Source organism: Gilliamella sp. B3464 (assembly GCF_026536145.1).
Lineage (GTDB): Bacteria > Pseudomonadota > Gammaproteobacteria > Enterobacterales > Orbaceae > Gilliamella.
This window is the reverse complement of the sequence record NZ_JAFNOQ010000003.1, coordinates 52,885-79,233: the sequence shown is the minus strand read 5'-3', so window position 1 is coordinate 79,233 and position 26,349 is coordinate 52,885. Positions and strand designations below refer to the sequence as shown.

Annotated in this window: 23 protein-coding genes; 13 read left to right on the top strand and 10 right to left on the bottom strand. The window is 34.7% G+C overall.

Annotated features, from left to right (window positions below; translation table 11 throughout):
* Window positions 1-197: 197 nt before the first annotated feature.
* Both J3U57_RS04335 and recA read right to left on the bottom strand, forming a co-directional pair.
* Entirely contained in the window at window positions 198-701 is a 504-nt protein-coding gene (locus J3U57_RS04335) for a regulatory protein RecX (RefSeq protein WP_267343941.1), read from the bottom strand.
* Between the two features lie 2 nt (window positions 702-703).
* The gene (gene recA, locus J3U57_RS04330; protein ID WP_267333520.1) at window positions 704-1,750 is read right to left on the bottom strand and encodes a recombinase RecA; all 1,047 of its coding nucleotides are present in this window, start codon (window positions 1,748-1,750) and stop codon (window positions 704-706) included.
* A 473-nt stretch (window positions 1,751-2,223) separates the two neighbouring features.
* Here recA and J3U57_RS04325 point away from each other — a divergent pair, with 473 nt between their 5' ends.
* From J3U57_RS04325 to J3U57_RS04315, 3 genes are read left to right on the top strand one after another with little or no spacing between them, the layout of a single operon-like run.
* Entirely contained in the window at window positions 2,224-3,474 is a 1,251-nt protein-coding gene (locus J3U57_RS04325; RefSeq protein WP_267343940.1) for a PqiA/YebS family transporter subunit, read from the top strand.
* Between the two features lie 10 nt (window positions 3,475-3,484).
* Window positions 3,485-5,122: an intermembrane transport protein PqiB gene (gene pqiB / locus J3U57_RS04320; protein WP_267333518.1), complete on the top strand. Its 1,638-nt coding sequence runs from the start codon at window positions 3,485-3,487 to the stop codon at window positions 5,120-5,122.
* Window positions 5,122-5,706 (top strand): ABC-type transport auxiliary lipoprotein family protein, encoded by a 585-nt coding sequence (locus J3U57_RS04315; RefSeq protein WP_267343939.1) that lies wholly within the window; start codon window positions 5,122-5,124, stop codon window positions 5,704-5,706. Before pqiB ends, J3U57_RS04315 begins: the two co-directional genes overlap by 1 nt.
* Window positions 5,707-5,755: 49 nt before the next feature.
* Here J3U57_RS04315 and pabB read toward each other — a convergent pair whose 3' ends face one another.
* The gene (gene pabB / locus J3U57_RS04310; protein ID WP_267343938.1) at window positions 5,756-7,501 is read right to left on the bottom strand and encodes an aminodeoxychorismate synthase component I; all 1,746 of its coding nucleotides are present in this window, start codon (window positions 7,499-7,501) and stop codon (window positions 5,756-5,758) included.
* 8 nt (window positions 7,502-7,509) lie between these two features.
* A complete protein-coding gene (locus tag J3U57_RS04305) occupies window positions 7,510-8,079 on the bottom strand; it encodes an anthranilate synthase component II (protein WP_267333515.1) in 570 nt (189 codons plus the stop codon).
* 288 nt (window positions 8,080-8,367) lie between these two features.
* Here J3U57_RS04305 and manD point away from each other — a divergent pair, with 288 nt between their 5' ends.
* From manD to J3U57_RS04255, 10 genes are all read left to right on the top strand, one after another.
* Entirely contained in the window at window positions 8,368-9,582 is a 1,215-nt protein-coding gene (gene manD, locus J3U57_RS04300; RefSeq protein WP_267343937.1) for a D-mannonate dehydratase ManD, read from the top strand.
* A 14-nt stretch (window positions 9,583-9,596) separates the two neighbouring features.
* Window positions 9,597-10,613, top strand: coding sequence for a Zn-dependent oxidoreductase (locus tag J3U57_RS04295; RefSeq protein ID WP_267343936.1), 1,017 nt, complete (start codon window positions 9,597-9,599; stop codon window positions 10,611-10,613).
* 67 nt (window positions 10,614-10,680) lie between these two features.
* Window positions 10,681-12,024, top strand: a complete 1,344-nt coding sequence (locus J3U57_RS04290) for an MFS transporter (protein WP_267344017.1) — start codon at window positions 10,681-10,683, stop codon at window positions 12,022-12,024.
* 12 nt (window positions 12,025-12,036) lie between these two features.
* Complete coding sequence (locus tag J3U57_RS04285; RefSeq protein ID WP_267333512.1) at window positions 12,037-13,518, top strand: mannitol dehydrogenase family protein; 1,482 nt, start codon at window positions 12,037-12,039, stop codon at window positions 13,516-13,518.
* 137 nt (window positions 13,519-13,655) lie between these two features.
* Window positions 13,656-14,339, top strand: coding sequence for a GntR family transcriptional regulator (locus tag J3U57_RS04280; protein ID WP_267343935.1), 684 nt, complete (start codon window positions 13,656-13,658; stop codon window positions 14,337-14,339).
* A gap of 502 nt (window positions 14,340-14,841) precedes the next feature.
* Window positions 14,842-15,120: an acylphosphatase gene (gene yccX, locus J3U57_RS04275; protein ID WP_267333510.1), complete on the top strand. Its 279-nt coding sequence runs from the start codon at window positions 14,842-14,844 to the stop codon at window positions 15,118-15,120.
* Window positions 15,121-15,219: 99 nt separating this feature from the next.
* A complete protein-coding gene (lptC, locus tag J3U57_RS04270; RefSeq protein WP_267333509.1) occupies window positions 15,220-15,783 on the top strand; it encodes an LPS export ABC transporter periplasmic protein LptC in 564 nt (187 codons plus the stop codon).
* A gap of 3 nt (window positions 15,784-15,786) precedes the next feature.
* The gene (gene lptA / locus J3U57_RS04265) at window positions 15,787-16,338 is read left to right on the top strand and encodes a lipopolysaccharide transport periplasmic protein LptA (RefSeq protein WP_267343934.1); all 552 of its coding nucleotides are present in this window, start codon (window positions 15,787-15,789) and stop codon (window positions 16,336-16,338) included.
* Window position 16,339: 1 nt separating this feature from the next.
* Complete coding sequence (lptB, locus tag J3U57_RS04260) at window positions 16,340-17,065, top strand: LPS export ABC transporter ATP-binding protein (protein WP_267333507.1); 726 nt, start codon at window positions 16,340-16,342, stop codon at window positions 17,063-17,065.
* Window positions 17,065-18,480 (top strand): RNA polymerase factor sigma-54, encoded by a 1,416-nt coding sequence (locus J3U57_RS04255; RefSeq protein ID WP_416379581.1) that lies wholly within the window; start codon window positions 17,065-17,067, stop codon window positions 18,478-18,480. Before lptB ends, J3U57_RS04255 begins: the two co-directional genes overlap by 1 nt.
* A gap of 35 nt (window positions 18,481-18,515) precedes the next feature.
* Here J3U57_RS04255 and J3U57_RS04250 read toward each other — a convergent pair whose 3' ends face one another.
* The 6 genes from J3U57_RS04250 to J3U57_RS04225 all read right to left on the bottom strand — a co-directional run bounded on the left by J3U57_RS04250 (window position 18,516) and on the right by J3U57_RS04225 (window position 26,072).
* Window positions 18,516-19,280, bottom strand: coding sequence for a class I SAM-dependent methyltransferase (locus J3U57_RS04250; RefSeq protein ID WP_267343933.1), 765 nt, complete (start codon window positions 19,278-19,280; stop codon window positions 18,516-18,518).
* Between the two features lie 42 nt (window positions 19,281-19,322).
* Window positions 19,323-19,925 carry a 3-isopropylmalate dehydratase small subunit gene (gene leuD / locus J3U57_RS04245; protein WP_267343932.1) on the bottom strand — a complete coding sequence of 201 codons (603 nt, stop codon included), beginning with the start codon at window positions 19,923-19,925 and terminating at the stop codon, window positions 19,323-19,325.
* Window positions 19,926-19,936: 11 nt separating this feature from the next.
* The gene (gene leuC, locus J3U57_RS04240) at window positions 19,937-21,346 is read right to left on the bottom strand and encodes a 3-isopropylmalate dehydratase large subunit (protein WP_267343931.1); all 1,410 of its coding nucleotides are present in this window, start codon (window positions 21,344-21,346) and stop codon (window positions 19,937-19,939) included.
* Window positions 21,347-21,410: 64 nt separating this feature from the next.
* Window positions 21,411-22,490: a 3-isopropylmalate dehydrogenase gene (leuB, locus tag J3U57_RS04235; protein ID WP_065633829.1), complete on the bottom strand. Its 1,080-nt coding sequence runs from the start codon at window positions 22,488-22,490 to the stop codon at window positions 21,411-21,413.
* A 62-nt stretch (window positions 22,491-22,552) separates the two neighbouring features.
* Entirely contained in the window at window positions 22,553-24,100 is a 1,548-nt protein-coding gene (leuA, locus tag J3U57_RS04230; protein WP_267333502.1) for a 2-isopropylmalate synthase, read from the bottom strand.
* Window positions 24,101-24,419: 319 nt separating this feature from the next.
* Entirely contained in the window at window positions 24,420-26,072 is a 1,653-nt protein-coding gene (locus tag J3U57_RS04225) for a hypothetical protein (protein ID WP_267333501.1), read from the bottom strand.
* Between the last annotated feature and the right edge of the window lie 277 nt (window positions 26,073-26,349).

Here is a 26,349-nt window from a genome sequence, read left to right as displayed (position 1 = left end):
CATATTAAACGATAGATTTTTAAACATAGTAATATACCCGTTACAACTAAAGTTGAAAAGTAAATATTCTTTATACTGCGGTGAATCTAACTAATATAACAAGTAAATATAAGGAAAAATAAAAATGATATAGTGAGCTTTCTTTGTAATGGGCTGTGTTTAACTTAACTGTATTATATTCTAGGTATTATACAAACTTAAGTCAATAAATTACATGCGGTTTTAATATTATCTTGGCTATAGCCTCTAGCAGTTAAAAATTGAATTACTTTCTGTTTTTGGCGATAATCTTCTTTAATATCAATGTGTTTAAACTTTTTCAATAATTGTTGATGAGCAATTTCACTCCAATTAATATCTGTTATTTGTAATAGTTCACGGCTCAAATCGACGTCTAGGCCACGCTGTTTTAATTCTAATGCAATTTTATATTGACCATAACCTTTACATGCACGCATAGCAATATATTTTTCGATATATTGTCTATCATTCATCCAATTGTGATCGATACAATATTGAATAACCTCAGAGGTTTCTATTTTTAATTTATTTAACTGTTCATGATATTCATCTTCTGAGCATTGTATCTTTTTAGCAAAGAATTGCACTATTTTGTTGTGTAATTCATAAGATGAATGATCGCGCTGTGCAAGTAATTGCACAGCTTTATTTAAAATTGACTTATTGATTTTTTTATTCATAACTAAAAGTTGTTATCTTCTTCTGATAAAACTTCGTCCTCATCAGCAGAGAAAACAGCAGGGCTATTTAGTAATAAATCTCGTAATTTGGTTTCAAGTTCTTGGGCGATTTCGGGATGCTCTTGTAAAAACTTGATAGAGTTAGCTTTTCCTTGACCAACTTTTTCACCGTTATAGCTGTACCAAGCACCAGCTTTATCAACAAGCTTATGTTTTACACCTAAATCAATTAATTCACCTTCTTTAGAAATACCACATCCATAAAGAATTTGGAATTCAGCTTGTCTAAATGGCGCCGCCACTTTGTTTTTGACCACTTTTACACGGGTATCACTACCAATCACATCTTCGCCTTCTTTAACAGCACCAGTGCGACGGATATCTAAACGCACAGAGGCATAGAATTTTAGGGCATTACCACCGGTTGTTGTTTCTGGATTACCAAACATAACACCAATTTTCATACGAATTTGGTTAATAAATACGACTAAGCAATTAGCATTTTTAATGTTAGCAGTTAATTTACGTAATGCTTGTGACATTAAGCGGGCTTGTAATCCCATATGAGAGTCGCCCATTTCACCTTCGATCTCTGCTTTTGGTGTTAGAGCAGCAACAGAGTCGACGATAATGACATCTACAGCACCAGATCGTACTAATGCATCACAAATTTCAAGCGCTTGTTCGCCGGTATCGGGTTGTGAAACTAATAAATCATCAACTTGCACACCTAATTTTGCTGCATAAATTGGATCTAAAGCATGCTCAGCATCGATGAAAGCACACGTTTTCCCTTCTTTTTGTGCTTGCGCAATAACAGATAAAGTTAATGTAGTTTTTCCTGATGATTCTGGTCCAAAGATTTCGACAATTCTACCCATTGGTAGCCCGCCAATTCCTAATGCGATATCAAGCCCTAATGAACCAGTTGAAACCGCGTCAACATCTAACGTTTGGGTATCCCCTAAACGCATAATTGAACCTTTACCAAATTGTTTTTCTATTTGACTTAATGCTGCTGAAAGTGCACGTTGTTTGTTTTCGTTCATATTATAAAATTCCGATTAGTAAGGATATTGATGTACATTATACTGTATTGTTATACAGTATCAAGTTTTTTTTATGTTTAATAAGCATTTAATTAATAGTAGCAACTAATTGATAATATTTTACTTATTGATAATGAAATAATAGAGTAAAGTTTGGGTTTAAAGATGCTTGTATCTCAACTTTTATCAAATATGGCTTTTAAAATTTTATACAGTTAACTAGAGTTTTATTGTTAGGATAGATTTAATTTTATCATCAAATTGTAGCAATTTGCTTAGGTAATACTTTCATAAAAAAAAACCATTTGTTATGATTAGCAGCGAAACATCTTAACCATTATATGTAGTGTGTTGAAGTAATTATTCCCAATAGTTGTTTTCGAATTAATGAATCAATTTTTTAATGAAATATAATGTTAACTAGAAAAAACGTTATCAATTAAGGCTATTATTTATTGTAATTAAGGAAAATAATGACCATCGCTCAACCTCATTACGTATTATGTTCAAATTGTGATTTACTCACTGAACTTTCACCAGTCACATCAGGACACAAAGCCGTATGTCCTCGCTGCAACACAACGTTGATAAAAAAAAATATTAATATGAAATTTAGAGCAACGATGTATGCAGTTTGTTCTTTGATTATGATTGTTATTGCTTGCAGATTTGTTTTTATTGATATACGCTTAGTAGGCAATTTTAATGGTGTGAGTATTTTAGATATTCCTAGTATTATGTTCTTTGACAGGTACAGTTATCTATCTGCGTTATTTATTGTATTTGTTCTAGCTTTTCCTATTTTTAATCTTGCTATTATCACTGTCCTTTGTTCTAAATTGCCATTGTCAAAATATCGAAAAAGAGATCTATTAATTGCTTATGAAAAATTACAACATTGGTGTATGCCTGAAATATTTTTAACCGGTATTTTGGTGAGTTTTGTTAAGTTAATGAGTTACGGTAGCATTGGTGTAACTGAAACTTTTTGGGCCTTTTGTTTGTTTGTATTTTTTTATATAAAAGCTGATGTGATTTTTTCACCAGAAACGATTTGGAACGAAATCCATAACAATAATTTTGCGAGTGATGAATTAAAAGTAGGTAAGACAGGAATTTGTCAGCATTTAAAACTGTGTCATTATTGTGAAGCGATTTTACCTGAACATTATGTCAAATGTCCTCGTTGTAAACAAAAAAGCCAAACAAGAAATAGAAATAAAATACAATGGACTATTGCTTTATTAGTGACATCGTTAATTATCTATATTCCAGCTAATTTGTTTGGAATTATGATAACAGTTGTTTTTGGTTCGCCATCAAGTTCTACCATTCTTGATGGTGTTATTTATATGTGGCAAGCAGGTGATATACCGGTTGCATTAGTCATTTTTATCGCCAGTGTAGTTATTCCGATTTTGAAAATTATTTCGCTTAGCTGGCTTTGTTATTTTGCTTTAGCAGCCAAGAAAAAACATAGACATAATTGTCTAAAAATGAAGAAACTATATACAGCTGTTGAATTTATTGGCAAATGGTCAATGATTGATATTTTTGTGGTATCGGTTGTCTGTTCTTTGGTTAGAAATCAGCAAATGATGGGTGTTTACCCCGATATAGGCGTAATATTTTTTGCAACAGTGGTGATTATTACCATGATTGCATCACAAAATTTTGATCCTCGATTAATTTGGGATCGTACATCGAATAAAAAAATAGAATAATAGGAACAATATGGTAACAACAAGTAAATTAGCAAAAATAATTAAAATCAGAGCTATTTCAGCAATATGGATAATACCAATTGTCACTGCTGTTGTTGGGCTTTGGATTATTTATTCTCATTATGCTGACCGTGGCACCCCATTTACCTTACTTGCTAAAGATGCAAGTGGTATTGTTGCAGGTAAAACGGTAATCAAAAATCGCAGTGTCGATGTGGGTATTGTTGATGAAGTAACCCTATCGGATGATTACAACCAAGTGGTGGTTAAAGGTCGAATCTATAACGATATGAAACCATTACTTAAAAATGATTCAATATTTTGGGTTGTGAAACCCGAGATAGGTCGAGATGGTGTTACCGGTTTGAACACTATCTTGTCAGGTGTATATATTGAGTTAGCATCAGGTAATGATACACATAGCTTTAAAAATAATCCTTTTATTTTATCAGATACACCACCGTTATCTGATCCTAGTATCAAAGGTATACGGTTGAATTTAGAAAGCGATCAAAATGGTGTTGTTCCTCGTGGTGCTTCGGTTATGTTTCATGGTTATCGTGTTGGGAATGTTGAAACATCACAGTTTGATGTTAATTCACGAAAAATGAAATATCAAATTTTTATCACTCAACCTTATGATGCATTAGTGACCCAAAATGTACGTTTTTGGAAAGAAGGTGGTATTAATTTAACGTTATCATCAATGGGTGCGAGTTTAAATGTGCCTTCATTGGATGTTTTATTGTCTGGCGGCATCAGTTTTGATCTACCGGATGGATCAAAATTAGGCGCACCTGCTGAGCAATATTCTGTATATAAGTTATATGAAAATAAAAAATCCATTCAAGATTCACAGTATACTGAATATAAAGAATTTCTTATTATGCTCTCTGATTCAATATCAGGGCTTTCTGAAGGCGCACCGGTCGAATATCATGGTATTCGATTAGGAACAGTTTCGAAGGTTCCATTTTATACCCCAGAAATGTTAGAACAATCTTCAATTCTTAATCAAAAAGTTCCTGTTCTGATAAGGATTGAACCAGATCGCTTGTCGGAACTTGTAGATCAGAAGATAGATATTGCTACACTTATTATGGATGAGCAAAAAAATGGCTTAAGGGCATCTTTGAAAACATCAAATATGTTTACTGGTGCACTTTATATCGATCTGGATTTCTATTCTGATTTAAAAAATAAGTATGATGTTAAAAAGTCAAAACAATTTGGTTACGATACGATTGACACCACATCAACAGGCATTGCTCAAATACAAGCTAAAATTATACAATTACTTGATAATTTTAATAATTTACCACTTAATAACACGATGTCTCAATTTAATAAATCACTTGCTTCAAGCGAGCGGTTAATGAACTCGATAAATCAAATTATGGCAAGCAAAGAAATGCAAAATATGCCAAAAGATCTTCAAAAGGCAATGCGTTCATTAAATGAGACCATGAAAGGATTACAACCAGGTTCTGATTTAAATAATCAAATGAAAGAAAGTCTACAAAAAGTGCAACAAATGATGGATGAATTAACGCCATTACTTAATACCCTCAATGATAAAAGTAATGCATTGATTTTTTCTGCACCGAATAAGAAAGATCAAGAACCTAAAGCTAAAGGTAAAAAATGATGGTTAAAATAATACGACACCTAATCTCAATTGTTGTTGCAATATCACTGAGTTTATTAGTGGGATGTTCTTCTAATGCGCCAAGCAAAAGCTATTTTCAATTAGCGAGTGATTTACCTGAGCAAACGTCACACACAATGAAAAAAACTCAGCATTTTATTTGGATTGAAACGGTAGATGTGGCAAATTTTTTAAATAAGCCTGGAATTGTTTTGCAAACAGACGATATTAAATATGTAACTGCATCAAACCATCTTTGGGCATCAACGTTATCGCAACAACTTCAAGATCGCGTCGTTCAAGACTTAAGTGTTTTTCTTCCTGATTATTTAGTTTCCAGTAAATCACTGTCAACACCAACTTTAACGGTAAAACTCTTTATTGACGGTTTTCATGGTAGTTATTCAGGCGATGCCCTTATCAAAGGAAGATGGGTTATAACAGATAGTCATAATAACATTGAGACAAAACCCTTTGAACGCCATGTTGCTCTTATGACCAATGGTTATGATGCATTGGTTAAAGCGTTATCTAAAGGTTGGCAAGAAGAAGAACAAGATTTTGCTAATTCAATCACGCGTTAATTTAAAAATTCATATTCCGTCAGTAATATGACGGAATATGAATCGTTATTTAAGTTAAATCGTGTTTGAATTGATTAAATACTTTATTATCTATTTCCACCCATTTACGCACACTATTTATAAAAACAATTTTTTGTGCTTTTAATAGGTCGGCTTTAGTGATGACTTGTTCTACCAAATGGTGATTGTTTATATAATATTGTCGCATCGTTCCGGGCAATAACCCCGAACTGACAACAGGGGTAACCCACTGTTGATTGATAAATAAGGCAATATTGCCATTAACGAATTCGGTAATTTCGCCTTTTTCATTGAAATTGATATACTCATGTCCTTTGGTAATATGCACAAAATGTTGCCGGTTCGTTGTTTTGTGGTACAGATAAACATTATTACTATTGACACAATTTGGCGCCAACGTTATTTTATTTAACAACATACCACAATCAATTTTATCAATATCTAAGTGATAACTACCGTCCTCAATTTTCAATAACAACCTGACTTTATAGTTACCTTTGCGATACCGATTTGCTAACTCAACGAGCTGAAATTTTATTGATTTTGTATCACACTGAACATCAAAATAATTAGCAGAGTCAGCAAGCCTAGCTAAATGCTCTTCTAATAAAAAAAATTGGCCTTCTTCAAGTAACAAAGATTCAATAATCGCATTAGGAATTGATGATTTACGGGTTAATATAGCTGTTTTAGCGAGGATTTCGTCGTACTCATCTTCTGCGGTTGAATCCCATGTAATTCCCCCTCCAACGCCATAACTCATTTGTTGATTATGAATAGTTAATGTTCGTATTGGTATATTAAATGTTGCTTGCTGCATATATGGATTAATATAGCCGATTGTGCCACAGTAAACCCCACGTGGTGAATTTTCAATATTGGCAATAATTTGCATAGTACTTGTTTTTGGTGCACCAGTGATTGAACCACAAGGAAAGATAGCTTGAAAAATCTGATATAACCGAATATTTTCTTTTAATCTTCCCTGAATTGTTGAAGTTAATTGCCAAACAGTTGGATATTTTTCTGCAGTAAATAATTGAGGAACAGTGACAGATCCTGGCTCTGATATTTGACTTAAATCATTGCGCAGCAGATCGACTATCATCATATTTTCAGCGAGATTTTTTTCTGACATTAATTGCGATAATTGTTGGGCATCTTGTTGCTGATTTATCCCTCGTTTCGTTGTCCCTTTCATCGGTTTTGTGGTTATTAATCTGTTTTCTATTTTAAAAAATAGCTCGGGTGATATCGATAAAATGTGATAATCATCAAATTCTAAATATGCACAATAATTGGCAAAATTATTTTTTTGTAAAAAATGATAGTAATCAAGGGGTGATTGTGTAAAAGGTGCTTTAAATGCAATCGTATAGTTAGTTTGATAGGTATTGCCCAATTCAATTTGTTCACGGATATAATTGATCTTTTGTTGATATTCATTAATTGTAGTGTCACTCATCAATTCAAGTGATTGTGGGGTGTAATCATGATATGGTAAAGACTCAACACTGGAATACTGATCAAAAATACCAAATAACAGTAAAGGTAAATCTTGGTTATTATGGCGATTAATTTTGGTTTGATTTGATTGATTTAATCCCATCGCTGCTTCATAAGCTAAATAACCAACAGCATAATAGCCTTGTTGGATAAATCCTTCGATCTCCTGTAAATGTTGATTGACTAATGAGGTATCATTAGTCTTTATTATCGAGATTGGGTTGCAAAAATACTTATGCTGACCTTCGAAGTCGATATATATTCTCATGTTATTATTTACCTATGTACAAAATTATAAATGATTTGTAAACCAAACTCAGTTTTAATTGCTTCAGGATGGAATTGCACGGATTCGATAGGTAATATTTTATGACGTAATCCCATAATTATTCCTTGTTTATTGCGCGCAGTAATCATAAGAGGGGATTTATCTAAAGGTAAATTATCATAGGCAATTAAGGAGTGGTAACGAACAACTGATAAGGGGTTTTTAATGTCTTTAAATAACCCTTGACCATCATGAACTATTTTATCAATTTTGCCATGCATTGGTTGTGGCGCTTTTCCAATTTGATACCCATAGTATTGGGCAATAGCTTGGTGACCAAGACAAATTCCAAGTATTGGACAGGTATTAGAAAATTCGGCAATAACCTCAAGTGATATGCCTGCCTGATTCGGCGTTCCGGGTCCTGGTGAAATAACGATTTTAGTAAAATCGAGTTGTTTTAATTCAGTAATCGACATTTCATCGTTTTTAATTACTTTTACATTAGCACCCACTCGGCACAAGTAGTCGTAAATATTAAAAGTGAAAGAATCATAGTTATCAATGAGTAAAATCAAAATAGTATCCACTTTTTATCAGTCATTAACGTTATTACAAATTTGCGTTAATCAAAAATCACATGCGAGCCTTCATTATACAAACAACTTTTAAAAAAAGAGATGTTCTTTTCAATTGATGTTTTATTTTCACTCTTATTTTTTGATATCAACCAGTTAGCTTTTCTTGAATTTTTACCAAATTGAACCTCTTTTTGTGACAGTAATCACAAATACATACAACTCTACTTGTATGGTAGTATTTAATCGATTAATTTGTTGCTACACAAATTAATTATGAGGTATTCAATGAAAATCGTAAAAGCAGACGTTTTTGTTTGTAGTCCTGGCAGAAACTTTGTCACATTAAAAATTACAACAGATGAGGGTGTATATGGAGTAGGTGATGCGACGCTCAATGGACGTGAGCTTTCCGTCGCATCATATCTTAAAGATCATCTTTGCCCACAATTAATTGGACGAGATGCCAGTCAAATAGAAGATATTTTTCAATATTTTTATAAAGGGGCCTATTGGCGTCGAGGCCCTGTGACGATGTCAGCGATATCAGCAATTGATATGGCATTATGGGATATCAAAGGTAAAGTTGCCAATATGCCCCTTTATCAATTATTAGGTGGCGCTTCTCGCACCGGTGTAATGGTGTATTGCCATACTACAGGTAAAGATATTGAAGAAGCATTAGATGATTATGCTAAACATAAAGAAATGGGCTTTAAGGCCATTCGAGTGCAGTGTGGCATACCGGGAATGAAAACCACCTACGGTCAAAGTAAAGGTAAAAACTTAGCTTATGAACCGGCAACACGAGGTAACTATCCAGAAGAACAGTTTTGGGCAACCGACAAATATCTTGATTTCACACCAAAATTATTCGAGGCAGTAAGGAATAAATTTGGTTTTAACGAACATTTATTGCATGACATGCACCATCGTCTAACACCAATTGAAGCGGCTCGATTTGGTAAAAGTGTTGAAGATTATCGCCTATTTTGGATGGAAGACCCAACACCAGCCGAAAATCAAGAATGTTTCCGTTTAATTCGTCAGCACACTGTAACCCCCATTGCTGTAGGTGAAGTATTTAACAGTATTTGGGACTGTAAACTGTTAATTGAAGAACAGCTTATTGACTACATCCGAACCACAATAACCCATGCAGGCGGCATAACTCATATGCGTCGAATAGCTGATTTTGCGTCGCTTTATCAAGTTAGAACTGGCTCACATGGTCCATCAGATTTATCACCAATCTGTCATGCCGCTGCACTTCATTTTGATATGTGGGTACCTAACTTTGGTGTTCAAGAATTTATGGGTTACTCAGAGCAGATGTTAGAAGTCTTCTCGCCAAACTGGACCTTTACTGATGGTTATATGCACCCAAGTAACAAACCAGGTTTAGGTATCGATTTTGATGAAAAACTAGCGCAAAAATATCCATACAACCCAGCCTATTTGCCAATTGCTCGTCTTGAAGATGGCACATTGTGGAATTGGTAAGTTAAGGAGTTTATATGAAAAGTATTGTAATAAAACAGCCTAATGAACTCGTTATTGAGGAACGTGAAGTTCCTCAACCAGCCAAAGGTGAGGTAAGAGTTAAAGTAAAACTAGCTGGAATATGCGGTTCAGATAGTCATATTTACCGAGGACATAATCCTTTTGCGAAATATCCTAGAGTTATTGGACATGAGTTTTTTGGCGTCATTGATGAAGTGGGTGAAGGCGTAGATCGATCAAGAATTGGTGAACGAGTTTCTGTTGATCCTGTCATTAGTTGTGGCTGTTGTTATCCTTGTTCTGTTGGTCGCCCGAATGTTTGTTCATCTTTAACTGTTTTGGGTGTTCATCGTGATGGTGGATTTAGTCAATATACAACAGTACCAAGTAAAAATGCCTACCGAATTCCTGATGATATTAGTAATGAATTTGCTGTGATGATTGAACCATTCACTATTGCAGCGAATGCTACAGGACATTTAAAACCAACAGAAAACGATGTTGCCTTAATTTATGGTGCGGGTCCAATGGGGCTGACTTCAGTACAAGCGCTCAAAGGTGTTTATAAAGTTAAACAAGTTATTGTTGTTGATCGGATAGATGAACGTCTAGCCATGGCACAAACAAGTGGTGCGGATAAAGTTATCAATAATACTAATCTATCACTAAAAAATGAGTTAGAAAAACTTGATATTAAACCGACAATTATAATTGACGCTGCATGTCATCCTTCGATCTTGCCTGAAGCAATTTCTATTGCCTCTCCTGCTGCAAGGATCCTCATCATGGGCTTTTCAAGCGAACCTTGTCAAATTACTCAACAAGGAATAACAAGTAAAGAATTATCTATTTTTTCGTCCCGATTAAATGCCAATAAGTTCCCAGTTGTTATTGATTGGTTAAAGAAAAAATTAATCGACCCGCAAAAGTTAATCACGCATCAATTTGATTATACGCAAGTAATTCAAGCAATTGAAACGTTTGAAAAAGATCAGAAACATTGCTGCAAAGTTTTATTGACCTTTAATTAGCACTCAAAAAAGCCTTGTGAATAACCTTTTTAAATAAAATATTATAAGAGAGAACAGTATGAATAATATGGGAAATAAGAGTGAGAGGGATACTTCGGATTTAGTCAAAGCCGCAGTATCAGGCTGGTTAGGAACAGCTTTAGAATTTATGGATTTTCAATTGTATTCTTTAGGTGCTGCTTTAGTTTTTCATGAAATTTTCTTTCCAGAACAATCAGCTATTATGGCGTTGATTTTAGCGATGGGAACTTATGGTGCGGGTTATGTTGCACGAATCATTGGTGCCTTTATTTTTGGTCGCATGGGGGATGCAATCGGCCGTAAAAAAGTTCTATTCATTACTATTACCATGATGGGGGTATGTACCACACTTATTGGTGTACTACCAACTTATGCTCAAGTAGGTATTTTTGCGCCATTGATGTTGGTTGTTTTGCGTATTATTCAAGGATTAGGTGCAGGTGCTGAAATTTCTGGTGCAGGAACAATGCTCGCTGAATATGCACCAAAAGGAAAAAGAGGAATAATTTCTTCATTAGTTGCAATGGGGACTAACTGTGGAACATTAAGTGCAACAGCAATATGGGCATTTATGTTCTTTTTGTTAGACAAAGATCAATTAGTTGCATGGGGATGGCGTATTCCATTTATTGCAAGCGTTGTTGTTATGATTTTTGCAATTTGGCTAAGAATGAATTTAAAAGAAAGCCCTGTATTTGATGAGGTTAATGATACTAATGCACTAAAAAATGATAGTGATGTAACAAAACATATCTCATTACTTGGAATGTTTAAAAGTAAATCATTTTGGTTAGCGACAGGATTACGTTTTGGTCAAGCAGGAAATTCTGGCCTAATCCAAACTTTCTTAGCGGGATATTTAGTGCAAGCATTATTATTTAATAAAAGTATTCCAACTGATGCAATCATGTTTAGTTCAATTGTTGGTTTTTTGACAATTCCTTTCTTAGGTTGGTTATCAGATAAGGTAGGTCGGAAAATTCCTTATATTATACTAACATTGTCTGCAATTATACTTGCTTATCCAATGTTATCGATTATTGTTGATAAAAATCATTCAGTAAATACGATTACATTATGTTTGATTCTTATTCATAATATTGCAGTTTTAGGTTTATTTGCCCTGGAAAACATCACTATGGCCGAAATGTTCGGTGCTCGCAATCGATTCACTCAAATGGCAATATCTAAAGAAGCAGGCGGTTTAGTTGCTGTTGGATTTGGTCCAATTCTGGCTGGAATTTTTTGTAAAATGGTTAATGATTGGTGGCCAATTGTCGCTATGATTATTGTTTACTCATGTATTGGCCTCATCTCGGCTATGCTTATGCCGGAGGTAAAAGATCGTGATTTAGCTGACCTACACGATGCGGCAGATAGTAAAAATTAGATGGAATAAAAAATGAAATTATCTAATCAAACTTTATCACAACTACCTAAAGAGGTAGTTGTCCCAACTTATGATAGAAGCAAAATTAAAACCAAAATTGTTCATCTTGGTTTTGGGGCATTTCATCGTGCTCATCAGGCGGTCTTTGCTGATATTTTAGCTAATGAACACAATAGCGATTGGGGTTATTGTGAAGTTAATTTAATCGGTGGTGAAAAACAGATTGAAGATTTAAAACAGCAAGACTTTTTATTTAGTGTTTGTGAAATGTCTTATGATAACTGGAATACTCGTGTTGTAGGTATTGCAAAAGAAGCATTACATGCAGATATTGATGGAATACACAAAGTCTTAGATGTGATGACTCGTCCAGAAATTGCGATTGTGTCGATCACAGTAACTGAAAAAGGTTATTGCTATTTACCCTCAACAGCATCAATTGATACCAATAATCCATTGATTAATCATGATATTGCTAATCCACATACACCTAAATCGCTTCCTGGTGTTATTGTAGAAGCTTTACGTTTACGTAAAGATCAAGGATTAAAACCTTTCACCGTTATGTCTTGTGACAATATGCCAGAAAATGGACATGTTACTCGTAATGTTGTGTTAGCCTTGGCTAAGCAGCGAGATGAAAATTTAGCGCAATGGATTGCGGATAATGTGGCTTTCCCATCAACGATGGTTGATCGAATTGTACCTGCGGCAACGCCAGAAACAATGGCTAAAATAAAAAAACAACTTGGTGGTATTGATGATTCGGCAGGTATCGCTGGTGAACCATTTAGGCAATGGGTGATTGAAGATAATTTCGTGTCTGGTCGTCCTGAGTGGCAAAAAGCAGGGGCAGAATTAGTGGATGATGTATTGCCTTATGAAGAGATGAAATTACGTATGTTAAATGGTAGTCATTCCTTTTTGGCTTACTTAGGTTATTTAGCTGGATATTTGCATATAGATGCGTGCATGCAAGATCCTAATTATGTAAAAGCAGCTAGACATTTAATGTTAAATGAACAAGCAACTACATTACGGGTTAAAGGTGTTGATTTAAAAGCTTATGCTGATTCATTACTTGAACGTTATCGCAACACCGGTTTAAAACATCGTACATGGCAAATTGCAATGGATGGAACGTTAAAACTCCCACAACGTATGCTTGATTCTGTTCGTTATCATTTGGCTAATGGTACTCCATTTGATTGTTTAGCCTTGGGTATTGCTGCTTGGATGCGTTATGTGAGTGGCGTGGATGATAATGGTAACGTTATTGACGTTTGCGATCCAGCAGCCGAACAATTAAAAGCGTTGGTTTTAAACAGTTCTGATAATCAAGAACGAGTTAATGCGCTGTTATCTTTAACACATGTTTTTGGAGAGGATCTACCAACAAATCCATTGTTTATTGAGCAGATAACTAACGCTTATCTTTCTTTACGCGATATAGGCGCAAAACAAACAGTTAAACAAATCACTCAAAATTTTTAATTCCACTAACAATAATTAATAGCAAAGTGCAATGATCATTAGATGATTGCACTTTTATTATTAAATAAAAAACTTTTCTTATATTCAAAAATCCCCTACTATTCTTTTCATGCTAGTTTGTTATTTGAAAAACATATATGTTCAAATCTGAAGTGTTAACTGTCTCAGAACCTGTTAATCAACAAATATATCGTCAATTAAGAAAAGCAATCATCACTTGCCAAGTATTACCGGGTGTTTTATTGTCTGAAAAAGATATCTCAAGTCAATTTAATGTTTCACGCCAACCGGTTCGTGAAGCTTTTATTAAACTAGCAGAAGCTGGATTGGTCCAAATTCTTCCACAACGTGGCACTTTTGTAACGAAAATATCAGTTAAAAAAGTCATTGATGGTCAATTTATTCGCGATGCTGTTGAGTGTGCAATTATTAAACGTGCAGCACAAGAAATTAGTGATTCAGATCTTTTATTACTCGAAAAAAATCTAAAAGAACAAATTGATGCTAACAAACATAAAAATATTGGTTATTTTCTTGAAAAAGATGATGAATTTCATCAGATTATAATGAATGTTATTGATTGTCCTATGGCATGGGAAACCGTCGAAAATATCAAAGCAATGATGGACAGGGTAAGATACCTTACTTTAGAAGATATATCCCCACCAGAAGACCTAGTTAAACAGCATGAAAAAATTGTTATTGCATTAAAAAAGCATGATCCGGAAATGGCTACACTTGCGCTTCATGAGCATTTAGCAACGATATTAAAAACAATAAAAATTGTATCACAACAACATAATATGTGGTTTGTTGATTAACTTATATTAGTCAAATTTATTTTGTCTAATATAATTTTTAAAAATTTTAGAGCATTTGATAATTATACCAATAAATAGTAGTAGCTTAATGCATAACCTATCAGTTTTACGGCTAATATTGTGTGTTAAGTGTTAACCCTTTCCTTAACCATAATGACTCATAATTATTGTCTGATTAGATAATATTATGGATAACAAAAAATTCTGGTTTAGTTATCCCTGATAAAGTTGTTTTAGATGCCACTGAATGTGGCTATCACTGATAGATAAATTGGTATGCATTTTGTTATCAAAACTTTTAAAGTTAGATTAAATAATGAATCAATTTATCATTTAATTTTATTGGTGATTTGAACATAATGATGTATTTAATCAATTACCGATTTCTATTTTATCATTGTTGATTTATTATCAGGAATAAAATAATGGTTTACCTATTTTAATGGCCATTACCTTGCGATTAATTATTGTCAACTTTAAAATAAAAATACTCGGTTTTAATATGATAAAACGAATTAAAATATGTGTTAGCGGCCTTGTTCAGGGTGTAGGATTTCGGTTTTTTACTTATCAACAAGCACAAAAGCTTGGTCTGTTAGGATATGTTAAAAATTTGGATAATGGTAATGTCGAAATTGTCATACAAGGCGATAATTTACAACTTACTCAGTTTACACAATGGCTTGAGCAGGGAGGACCAGCTTCCGCTCATATTACGAATATAAAAAGTTGCGAATTATTACCTGAAAATGGATTAACTTCTTTCAATGTCAGATATTAATTTAATAAAAAATAAAGTAAAATGGAAAAAATATTAAACTTCAAGATAATGATTTTTCCTTATTATTGATCAATCTTATTTGCGTGATTAATGTATGTTATGAATAAAAAAAATATAATCTGTATCTTGCTTATTATTGTGGTAGTTGGCGTCTATTATAATTATCAAAAAGACAATGACGCAACCACGCAATCCTCTGTTAATTTAACTGATACGCCAATTTATCAGAGCGATGACATGACAACAGATGTGTATGATTTATCAGGCGAAATTGTATACAAGATTGAATCTAGCAAAGTACGACATTTTGATGATTCAAATAATACGGAATTTGATCTTCCAAATTTAACGCTTTATGATCAAGACCACACTGTCACATGGCATATTCGAGCCAAAACTGCGACATTGACTAATGATAAACACATTTATCTTTATAATGATGTTCAATTGGATAATTTGACCCCCAATGCTCAATTACAGCGTGTTAATACCGATAATGCTGTCATTGATTTAAATACACAACTTGTAACGTCTAAAGATCCAGTTACTATCAAAGGTGTTGGTTTTTACTCAACAGGTCTAGGATTAGCTGGCGATTTGCAAGCAAAGACTGCAAACATACTTGAGAATGTTAAAACATATTATAATACCGAGGCAAAATAGAACATGAAATTGCAACAACAGCTACTTTTTCCATTATTTTTTATGCTATCAACATCGTTTGCTTGTTTTGCACAAGAACCAGCCGAACCAACATCACCAACCAAAACGGATCAAAAGATGTTTGTTGATAATAAACCGATCACTATTGATGCCGATAACCAACAAATTGATATTGATAAAAATATTATTACTTTTATAGGTCATGTGCAAATTGTTCAAGAGGGATTAACTATTTGGGCAGATAAAGTTGTGATAACTGATATGCAAGATTCGACAAAACAGAAAATTACCGCTTATGGTAATCCAGTAAAGTTTAAACAAATATTGCCAGAGAATAACAAAATTGTTACAGGTCATTCGGATCAAATTATTTACAATGTGAAACAAAGCAATGTCGTTTTACAAGGAAAGGCAGAGTTATTTCAAGAAGATAATCATATAGTTAGCCAAGTTATTACCTATGATGTTAAAAAACAGCTAATTATGGCTCAGCCTAAAAGTGGTCGCGTAAAAAGTACTATTATCCCAAGTCAAATTAAAGAGATAAAAAAATAATATGTCAATTTTAAAGGCGATTAATTTAGCCAAAATATATAAAAAACGAAAGGTTGTTGAAGATGTCAGTTTGACGGTCAACTCAGGTGAGATTGTTGGATTACTAGGGCCAAATGGCGCAGGTAAAACAACAACGTTTTATATGGTGGTAGGAATAGTCACATTGAATGCAGGTAAAATTTATCTTGATGATCATGATATCAGTATTTTACCTCTACATGAAAGAGCGCAAAAAGGGATTGGTTATTTACCCCAAGAAGCATCTATTTTCAGAAAATTATCTGTAATTGATAATATTATGGCGATTTTAGAGACGCGTCGAGATATCGATAAAAATGAAAAATTAAATCGAGCAGAAGAATTGCTTGAAGAGTTTCATATCACCCATATCCGCGATAGTATTGGTCAGTCTTTATCGGGTGGTGAAAGGCGTAGGGTTGAAATTGCAAGGGCGCTGGCAGCCAATCCTAAATTTATTTTACTTGATGAACCTTTTGCTGGTGTCGACCCTATTTCTGTTATTGATATTAAAAATATTATTAAGCATCTACGTGATCGAGGGCTAGGTGTATTGATTACCGACCACAATGTTCGCGAAACCCTTGATGTATGTGAGCGTGCTTATATTGTTAATAAAGGTCATTTAATTGCTGAAGGAACACCAAATAGTATCTTAAGTAACGAATATGTTAAAAAAGTCTACTTAGGAAATGAATTCCGATTATGATTAAACCAAGTTTACAACTGAAAGTTTCTCAACAACTATCGATGACACCACAATTACAATTGGCGATTCGACTTTTGCAGTTGTCAACTTTAGAACTACAACAAGAAATTCAAACTGCACTTGAAAATAATCCCTTGTTAGAAGTGGCTGATCAGTATGATGAAATCAGTGTTGAACAAAATACTTCAGATGAAAATATCGATACTCGACAAGCGTTAGATAGTCAAGAGATCCCTGAAGATATACCATTAGATGCCTCGTTAGATGATATTTACACAGCAGGTACACCATCGGGCACGCATTCTGACTATCGTAATGATGAGTTGCCTATTTATCAAGGCGAAACGCATGAAACATTGCATGATTACTTAAAATGGCAGCTTGAATTAACGCCTTTTAGCGATGTTGATCGCGCCATTGCGGTATCGATTATTGAAGCGATTGATGAAAGCGGCTATTTAACAGTTACGTTAGATGAAATATTAGAAGAGCAGGGTAATAGTGAAATTGAATTGACTGAAGTTGAAACGGTTTTAAAGCGAATCTGGCATTTTGATCCAATAGGCGTTGGTGCGAGATCGTTACAAGAGTGTTTATCAATTCAAACTCAACATGTAACAGTTCCTTCATTAGTTAAACAAATTATTGATAATTATCTTGATTTATTGGCAACTCATGATTACAGAACTTTAAAAAAAGTATTAAATGCCAGTGATGAACAATTAAAAGAAGCGATTAATTTTATTCAGCATTTACATCCTTATCCAGGTGATGCTGTCAACACGACCCCTCCAGATTATATTATCCCAGATGTACTAGTCAAAAAAGTAAATGGCAAATGGATAGTTGATTTGAATACTGATACAGTACCGGCTCTGCGTATTAACCAGCAGTATGCGGCGATGGAAAAGTTAGCCAGTGAAAGTGATAGCCAATACATAAAATCACATCTACAAGATGCCAATTGGTTTATCAGAAGTGTTGAAAATCGCAATGAAACGTTACTTAAAGTAAGCCAATTTATCGTTGAACATCAACAGCAGTTTTTTGAGCATGGCGCAGAGTATATGAAACCCATGATTCTATCGGATGTAGCGGCGGCAATTGATATGCATGAATCAACCATATCCCGCGTAACGACCCAAAAATATTTACAATGTCCAAGTGGCATATTTGAGTTAAAATTCTTTTTTTCTAGCCATGTAAATACCGATTCTGGGGGTGAAGCATCCTCTACCGCCATTCGAGCATTAATTAAAAAGTATATTTCAGGCGAAGATAGTAAAAAGCCACTGAGTGATAGCAAGTTAGTGTCAATTCTTGAAGAACAAGGAATTATTATTGCTCGTCGAACTGTGGCAAAATACCGTGAAGCTTTATCAATACCTTCATCAAATCAAAGAAAACAACTTTAAGGATAAAATTGTTTGGTCACTATCAACAATTAATACTAGATTAATTTTGTTGTTTCGATAATCATCATATCTGTCGTAAAAGATCCATCTGTTTGAAGTTCAAAATAGGTCTTTGTGTCGTTGGCTGCAGTTTCTTGATACAGCCTTATTGCATCAATTAAGCGTTCAGGTGTTCGCATGCGTTTAACCCATGTGTCAAAGGACAAGGTTAAGCGATGGCGTTTTATATTATCTATGCTAAAACCTGCTTCGGTTAAGAATGTTAACCACTCACCTGGAGTATAATCACGAACATGAGAAGTATCACGCATAGCTTCAATAGTTTGTAGCCAAATATCTAAAACAGGGTGGCCAGGTGACACAACATCCATTATGATTAATTTTCCGTTAGGTTTGATGATGCGGTGTAGTTCTCGTATACTTTTACCTACATCATGCCAGTGATGTGCTGAATAACGACTTACCACAATATCGAATTGGTTATCGGCAAAGGGTGGACACTCGGCATAACCTTGTTTGACTGAAATATTGCTAAAACCACGACTTTCAGCTGTTAAAGCAACTACCGATAACATCTCATCAGATAGATCGTAAGCCGTAACCTGTTTAACATATTTTGCTGCAATAAAACTCACATGACCAGCACCACATCCCATATCGAGTAATTGTGCATCAGAATAGGAACTAAGAAACGTTTCCAAATATTCAAGATCAGGCCCTTGAGCATGTACTTTACTTGTTAAATAGGCATCTGCTTGCTCACCAAATTGCTTTTTTACGTTATCGTGATGTGTAGCCATAGGTAATCTCGGTATTGGGCACTTTTGTGCCCAAAGTTAAAATTATGCTAAAAATGTCGGTATTTTATGTTCAAATGCACTAATAGCATCTTCATGTTGTAGGGTTAAGCCAATATTATCTAAACCATTTAATAAACAGTGGCGTTTGAATGCATCGATTTTAAACGAATATTGCTTATCTCCAGCGATAACAACTTCATTCTCAAGATCAATTGTAAATTCAATTCCTTCATTGGCTTCAACTATTTTAAATAGTTCGTCAACGTCTTCTTCCGATAAGTTCACTAACAATAACTGATTATTAAACGAATTATTGTAAAAAATATCAGCAAAACTTGAACCAATAATAGTTTTAAAACCATAATCCGCAAGTGCCCATGGTGCATGTTCTCGTGATGAACCACACCCAAAGTTCTCGCGCGCTAATAAAATACTTGCCCCTTTATAACGCGGTTTGTTCAGTACAAAATCGGGATTAGGTTTTTGACCTGCATCATCCAAAAATCGCCACTCATGAAAAGCATGTTTACCAAAACCGGTACGCGTGACTTTTTGTAAAAATTGTTTAGGAATGATAGCATCCGTATCTACGTTAGCTGCATCTAATGGCACAACTAGACCTGTATGTTTTGTAAATTTTGCCATGACAAGTCTCCTTAAAATGGTTTACGAATATCTGTAAAATGACCAGTAATGGCAGCCGCCGCCGCCATTGCAGGACTCACTAAATGGGTTCTAGCATCACGACCTTGACGCCCTTCAAAATTACGGTTACTGGTTGACGCGCAGCGATCGCCTGGTGCTAATTTGTCATCATTCATCGCTAAGCACATTGAACAACCCGGTAAGCGCCACTCAAATCCTGCATCGATAAAAATCTTATCTAATCCTTCAGCTTCTGCTTGTTCTTTGACTGGTCCAGAACCAGGTACGACTAAAGCTTGTACGCCTTGCGCAACTTTTCGTCCTTTTGCAATAGCAGCGGCAGCGCGTAAATCTTCAATGCGTGAATTCGTACAAGATCCGATAAATACTTTATTGATCTTAATATCAGACATCTTAGTACCGGCAGTTAATCCCATATAGGCTAATGCACGTTCAGCAGACTGTTTTTCAATCGGATCAGAGAAATCTTGTGGATTGGGTACTTGCTTATCAATAGCGGTTACTTGCCCTGGATTTGTTCCCCAAGTGACTTGTGGCGCAATATCTTTAGCTTCAAGGGTAACTACACTGTCAAAATGCGCTCCTTCATCGGTTTTTAAGGTTTTCCAGTAAGCTACGGCTTTGTCAAAATCTTCTCCTTTAGGTGAAAATTGGCGACCTTTTAAGTATTCAAAAGTGACTTCATCAGGTGCGACCAATCCTGCTTTAGCGCCCATTTCAATAGCCATATTACATAATGTCATACGGCCTTCCATTGATAAGGATTTAATCGCCTCACCACAAAACTCAACTACGTGTCCTGTACCACCAGCACTGGTCGTTTTACCAATAATCGCTAAAATAATATCTTTAGCGGTAATACCGTCGGCAACCTGACCTTTGACTTCAATTTTCATGGTTTTCGCTCGCCCTTGTTTTAGGGTTTGGGTCGCTAATACATGTTCAACTTCCGATGTTCCAATACCAAAAGCTAGCGCTCCAAATGCGCCATGGGTAGCCGTGTGTGAGTCACCACAAACAATGGTCATACCTGGCAATGTCATGCCTTGTTCAGGCCCAACAACATGAACAATACCTCGTAATGGACTTTGTAAACCATATAAAGATACGCCAAACTCTTTTGCATTCTTAGCTAACTCAGTTAACTGGATTCGAGCCATTTCACTACACGCACTTAAATCATTACTTTTGGTTGAAGTATTGTGATCCATAGTTGCAAATGTTTTGTGTGGTTGGCGGACTTTACGATTCATCGCGCGTAAGCCATCGAAAGCTTGTGGTGAGGTAACTTCATGAACCAAATGGCGATCGATATATAAAATAGGGGTTTCATTTGGTGCTTCATAAACAACATGTGCATCATATAATTTTTGATACAATGTTTTTGGTTTTGTAGACATTGCTTATATTCCTTTAATATTCTTTAAAAGGGTTAACATGATTTATTAACCCTTAGTCTAAAAATTAAATTAAACGACAAATGGTATCACCCATTTCATCGGTTGAAACATAACTACCACCACGAGCAAGATCGATAGTACGGGTACCTTGTTCTAAAGCTTTATTAACTGCATTTTCAATAGCTTTGGCGATATCATCACGTTTTAAACTATAACGCACTAGTAATGCTAACGATAAAATTTGTGCGGCTGGATTAGCAATATTTTTACCAGCAATATCCGGTGCACTCCCTCCAGCAGGCTCATATAACCCAAACCCCTGCTCGTTAAGGCTTGCTGATGGTAGCATTCCCATTGAACCGGTAATCATTGCACATTCGTCAGACAATATATCACCAAACAAATTTGAACATAAAATGACATCAAATTGTGAGGGATCTTTTACAAGTTGCATGGTTGCATTATCGATATACATATGTTCAAGTGTGACATCTGGATATTGTTTAGCGACTTCGTTTACAACTTCACGCCATAAAATTGATGTTTGTAATACATTTGCTTTATCAACAGAAGTGACTTTTTTGCGACGAATTTTGGCAGCTTCAAATGCCATTTTAGCTATACGTTCAATTTCAAAGCGGTGATAAACTTCCGTATCAAAGGCGCGCTCTTGAGGGCCAGAACCTTCACGACCTTTAGGTAAACCAAAATAGATACCACCAGTTAGTTCACGCATACATAAAATATCAAAACCACGTTTTGCAATATCTTCACGTAAAGGACATAATTCTTCTAAACCTTGATACAAACTAGCAGGGCGCATGTTAGCAAATAATTTAAAATGCTTTCGTAATGGTAATAATGCGCCGCGTTCTGGTTGTTGATCAGGGGGTAAGTTTGTCCATTTTGGACCACCAACTGAACCAAACAAAATCGCATCAGCTTTTTCACAACCTTCAAGCGTCTCTTTTGGTAATGGGCAGCCATGGATATCAATAGCGGCGCCACCAACATCATACTCACTGGTAGTTATTGAAAGATTATATTTTTGGCGAATAACGTCGAGTACTTTATAAGCTTGCTTCATTACTTCAGGGCCAATACCGTCACCAGGTAACACTGCAATATGATAATTTTGTGACATTTTTATTCCTTAACAATTTAATTGGTATATTTAGTATTTATAAAACAACATAATTTAATATGTTAATCATGATGCAATTTTTGTTTTTGTTGTGCAACTTGATTTGCCCGATAAACATTATTTAATACATTAATTAATGCTAATGCAGATGAATGGACAATATCTGTTGCTAATCCCACACCATGGAATTTGCGACCTTTATAATCGGCAACGATATCAACTTGCCCTAAAGCATTTTCACCTTGCCCTTTTGACGCTAATTGGTATTTAACTATCGTTATTGGCTCGCCAGTAATACGATTTATTGCTTGATAAACTGCATCAACTGGACCATTACCCGTTGCTGCATCTGAAAATTTTTGATCGCCAATAATTAAACTTACTGATGCAGTTGAAACAACAGTAGAGCCTGATTGAACATTAAAATAGTCCAACACATAATGTTCTTGTTCATCTTTTAATTGATTGATAAAAATTAAGGCTTCTAAATCATAATCAAACACTTGTCCTTTTTTATCTGCAAGCTCTAAAAATGCTTCGTATACTTGGTCTAAATTATAATCGTTATCATGATAACCTAACTCTTCAAGTCGGTGTTTTACCGCGGCTCTACCCGAGCGTGAAGTTAAATTTAATTGGATTTGATTTAAACCAATAGATTCAGGTGTCATGATTTCGTAGGTTTCACGATTTTTAAGCACACCGTCTTGGTGAATGCCGGAGGAGTGGGCAAAAGCATTACTACCAATAACCGCTTTATTGGCCGGTATTGGTGTATTAGTAATTTGACTGACGATTTGGCTGGTACGATAGATTTCTTGATGATTAATATTGGTGTGAACGTTTAGAATATTTTGACGAACTTTAATTGCCATAATGACTTCTTCTAAAGCTGTATTACCTGCGCGTTCACCCAAACCATTCATCGCGCCTTCAATCTGCCTAGCACCTTCCTGAATCGCGCTAATCGAGTTAGCCACCGACATGCCCAAGTCATCATGACAATGAACAGAGATAATCGCTTTATCAATGTTCGGGACACGTTCAAATAAGGTACGAATAATGCCACCAAATTGATAAGGGACAGTATAACCGACAGTATCCGGAATATTGATCGTTGTTGCCCCTGCTTGAATTGCTGCTTCAACAATCCGACATAAGTTATCAATTGGGGTACGGCCTGCATCTTCACAAGAAAACTCCACATCATTAGTATAATTACGTGCACGTTTAATACAGTGCACAGCCCTTTCAACGACATCTTCAAATGTCATTTTTAATTTGTCTTGCACGTGTAAGGTTGAAGTTGCCATAAAAGTATGAATACGAAATTGATCGGCAACTTTTAACGCTTCTGCTGCAACATCAATATCTTTATCTATACAGCGAGATAATGCACATACACGACTATCTTTAATTGTTTTAGCAATCGTTTGTACTGATTCAAAATCACCAGGGGATGAGATAGGAAAACCAACTTCCATCACATCCACCCGCATTCTTTCTAAAGCTAGCGCTATTTGTAGTTTTTCTTTGACACTTAAACTTGCTTGTAAAGCTTGTTCGCCATCACGTAGTGTGGTATCAAAAATAATGACTTGATCGCTCATTGTTTATTCCTTATCTATATTTTAGCGCTATTACGGTATTTCAAGTTATGAAAACAAAAAACCCGCACTTTAGCGCGGGTTCTTGTTAATTTGTCGAGTTGTTTAATAAATTATCTCATTACTCAACACACAAGCAATCCGCGCAAAATAATGCGAGGAGTAAGCTAGTGAGGAGAGTAGTTGTTCTAATCATTAAAACGAATCTCTAAATTTATATTGGTCAAAATAATGCCAATATTTTTATCAAAGAACATAGTTAATGTCAATATCTAATCTTAAAAGGTCATTAAATATTATGATTTTAATCAGCAAAATTCAGTTAATCGATAAAGCAGATAGCTTTTAAGCCTTGAGTATCTTTATCGAATGAAGCAATACTTCCGTTGGTTAAATCAACACCATAGAATTTTGTTCCTTCGAAAGACCAATCTATGGGGTCTTGATCACATTCGTTTTCTGGAAATAGTTCATCGTCACCATCATCAGGTATTGGTGGGGGATATAAGGTGCCTTGTTCATCATCATCACCATTATCTTCATCAAAAGGATTAAAATTTCGTAATTTAGATTTTAGCGGCTCAGCTATACCCATATCGTAGTCTTGTTCATCTGTCCAAGCGTAATTAGATAGCGCATTTGAAAGTGTTGAATCGCTTGGATAAACCTCATTTACCGTATTCCCCCATTCAGATAAAAGCGTTCCAACCGTGCGTTTGTAATTATTTCTTTCATTTTCTCCAAAAAAATAATCCCAACTTTTTGCATTAGTTAATGATCGCCTATAAGTCAGCGCGACTCTTGGGTTTTGACAACTACAATAATGTTTGGCAGATTTTTGATCTTTAAAAACTACATTTTCAGAAATCAGGTACCATTGAGTGATAGTAAAACTATAAATAGTTTTATTGCCGACAGTTAAAGAAAATACTGTATTATTTGCAGCTGAAATATTATTTTTTAATTTTTCTGAAAAATTGGGTCCTGTAAACTCAACTCGAAGCACGTTATCTTTTCCACTAAGCTTTAAACTAATAGGCGATGTTGTTGGGTTTTTAGTATAAGAAATTTGACTCCAGTTTGCACCGGCAAGTACGACATTAAAATATAATTTATTGGCAGCAGTTGTAGGAAACTTATTATAACTTTCTTCAGACGAACCTCGAGGCAAAAAACCTTTATTGGCATCCCACCAAGGCATATCTTGTTCCCAAGTATTCTGAATATAATTCGCTTCGTATTCTTCTTTTGTATAAGCAAATTCTGGTGGATTACCTTTTTCTAAAGATGGTTGTAGCCAGCAAATCGTAGGCACATCCTTGGAGGAAGATGTGACATAATAGGTTTTATTTACACTTGGATAAGTCCTAATATTAGGTACCCCAAATGTGGTTGAAAGCTGTGATTCTGTTGTGGCTAATGTTACCGCGTAGTAACCAATACAGTTATTTAATTTTTCGCTTGGCTCAATAGTATTATTATTGTTATCTTTTATAGTGAGAGACATGGTTCCACTAGCATTAAATCCATTATCACCATCGTCATCTTTAACATATTGATGATCGTTTAGAATAGTAAAAATATCCACTTCTTTTGCATTATAATCAGTTAATAAAGTTATTATATTTTCAAAAGTTTCAACAGACTTAGGAAGTACAATTAATTTATCGGGGGATGAATCAAAATCAGGAATATAATAAGTTAAATTAGGATTTTTTATTCGCGTGTCGATCTGAGTTGAATTTTCATTGTTAACTTCTTCTGTCCCATTAGTTTGATCGTTTTCTACTGCAATCCAAAGTAAATCAGTTATGTTTGCTGGTGTGTGATTATTATCTATTGAAATATAAGGTTCTGTGCCATTTATGACTTGAACAGATGTGGCACTTAATGCATTGGCTGAAAAACAATAAAAAATATTTGAAAAAAAGACTGCTGCACATAATTTTGTTAATATATGTTTACTTTTAAACATCACATTTTCCGTAACGGTACTTTTATATCACTATAAACTGTAAAGCCTTTAAAATTGTGCTAGATAATATTCTCTATTTTTTTTATTGTAAAGATATTGGTGTCGTTTTGTTGTTAAATAACTCTATGATATAAATGAAAATTATAATTATTATTTGTTTTTTTATAAAAAAATGAAGTGTAATAATACGCATTTTTATATAGGAGCATAGAGATAAGTAAAGATCGGTTGAATTTGTTATTCAAGTGGTAATTAATAGTATTCTAAAATGAATAGA

What these genes read in the sequence shown, in the direction of transcription:
- J3U57_RS04335 (WP_267343941.1), bottom strand. Translation starts at nt 701, where the DNA reads ATGAATAAAAAAATCAATAAGTCAATTTTAAATAAAGCTGTGCAATTA.
- recA (WP_267333520.1), bottom strand. Translation starts at nt 1,750, where the DNA reads ATGAACGAAAACAAACAACGTGCACTTTCAGCAGCATTAAGTCAAATA.
- J3U57_RS04325 (WP_267343940.1), top strand. Translation starts at nt 2,224, where the DNA reads ATGACCATCGCTCAACCTCATTACGTATTATGTTCAAATTGTGATTTA.
- pqiB (WP_267333518.1), top strand. Translation starts at nt 3,485, where the DNA reads ATGGTAACAACAAGTAAATTAGCAAAAATAATTAAAATCAGAGCTATT.
- J3U57_RS04315 (WP_267343939.1), top strand. Translation starts at nt 5,122, where the DNA reads ATGGTTAAAATAATACGACACCTAATCTCAATTGTTGTTGCAATATCA.
- pabB (WP_267343938.1), bottom strand. Translation starts at nt 7,501, where the DNA reads ATGAGAATATATATCGACTTCGAAGGTCAGCATAAGTATTTTTGCAAC.
- manD (WP_267343937.1), top strand. Translation starts at nt 8,368, where the DNA reads ATGAAAATCGTAAAAGCAGACGTTTTTGTTTGTAGTCCTGGCAGAAAC.
- J3U57_RS04295 (WP_267343936.1), top strand. Translation starts at nt 9,597, where the DNA reads ATGAAAAGTATTGTAATAAAACAGCCTAATGAACTCGTTATTGAGGAA.
- J3U57_RS04290 (WP_267344017.1), top strand. Translation starts at nt 10,681, where the DNA reads ATGGGAAATAAGAGTGAGAGGGATACTTCGGATTTAGTCAAAGCCGCA.
- J3U57_RS04285 (WP_267333512.1), top strand. Translation starts at nt 12,037, where the DNA reads ATGAAATTATCTAATCAAACTTTATCACAACTACCTAAAGAGGTAGTT.
- J3U57_RS04280 (WP_267343935.1), top strand. Translation starts at nt 13,656, where the DNA reads ATGTTCAAATCTGAAGTGTTAACTGTCTCAGAACCTGTTAATCAACAA.
- yccX (WP_267333510.1), top strand. Translation starts at nt 14,842, where the DNA reads ATGATAAAACGAATTAAAATATGTGTTAGCGGCCTTGTTCAGGGTGTA.
- lptC (WP_267333509.1), top strand. Translation starts at nt 15,220, where the DNA reads ATGAATAAAAAAAATATAATCTGTATCTTGCTTATTATTGTGGTAGTT.
- lptA (WP_267343934.1), top strand. Translation starts at nt 15,787, where the DNA reads ATGAAATTGCAACAACAGCTACTTTTTCCATTATTTTTTATGCTATCA.
- lptB (WP_267333507.1), top strand. Translation starts at nt 16,340, where the DNA reads ATGTCAATTTTAAAGGCGATTAATTTAGCCAAAATATATAAAAAACGA.
- J3U57_RS04250 (WP_267343933.1), bottom strand. Translation starts at nt 19,280, where the DNA reads ATGGCTACACATCACGATAACGTAAAAAAGCAATTTGGTGAGCAAGCA.
- leuD (WP_267343932.1), bottom strand. Translation starts at nt 19,925, where the DNA reads ATGGCAAAATTTACAAAACATACAGGTCTAGTTGTGCCATTAGATGCA.
- leuC (WP_267343931.1), bottom strand. Translation starts at nt 21,346, where the DNA reads ATGTCTACAAAACCAAAAACATTGTATCAAAAATTATATGATGCACAT.
- leuB (WP_065633829.1), bottom strand. Translation starts at nt 22,490, where the DNA reads ATGTCACAAAATTATCATATTGCAGTGTTACCTGGTGACGGTATTGGC.
- leuA (WP_267333502.1), bottom strand. Translation starts at nt 24,100, where the DNA reads ATGAGCGATCAAGTCATTATTTTTGATACCACACTACGTGATGGCGAA.
- J3U57_RS04225 (WP_267333501.1), bottom strand. Translation starts at nt 26,072, where the DNA reads ATGTTTAAAAGTAAACATATATTAACAAAATTATGTGCAGCAGTCTTT.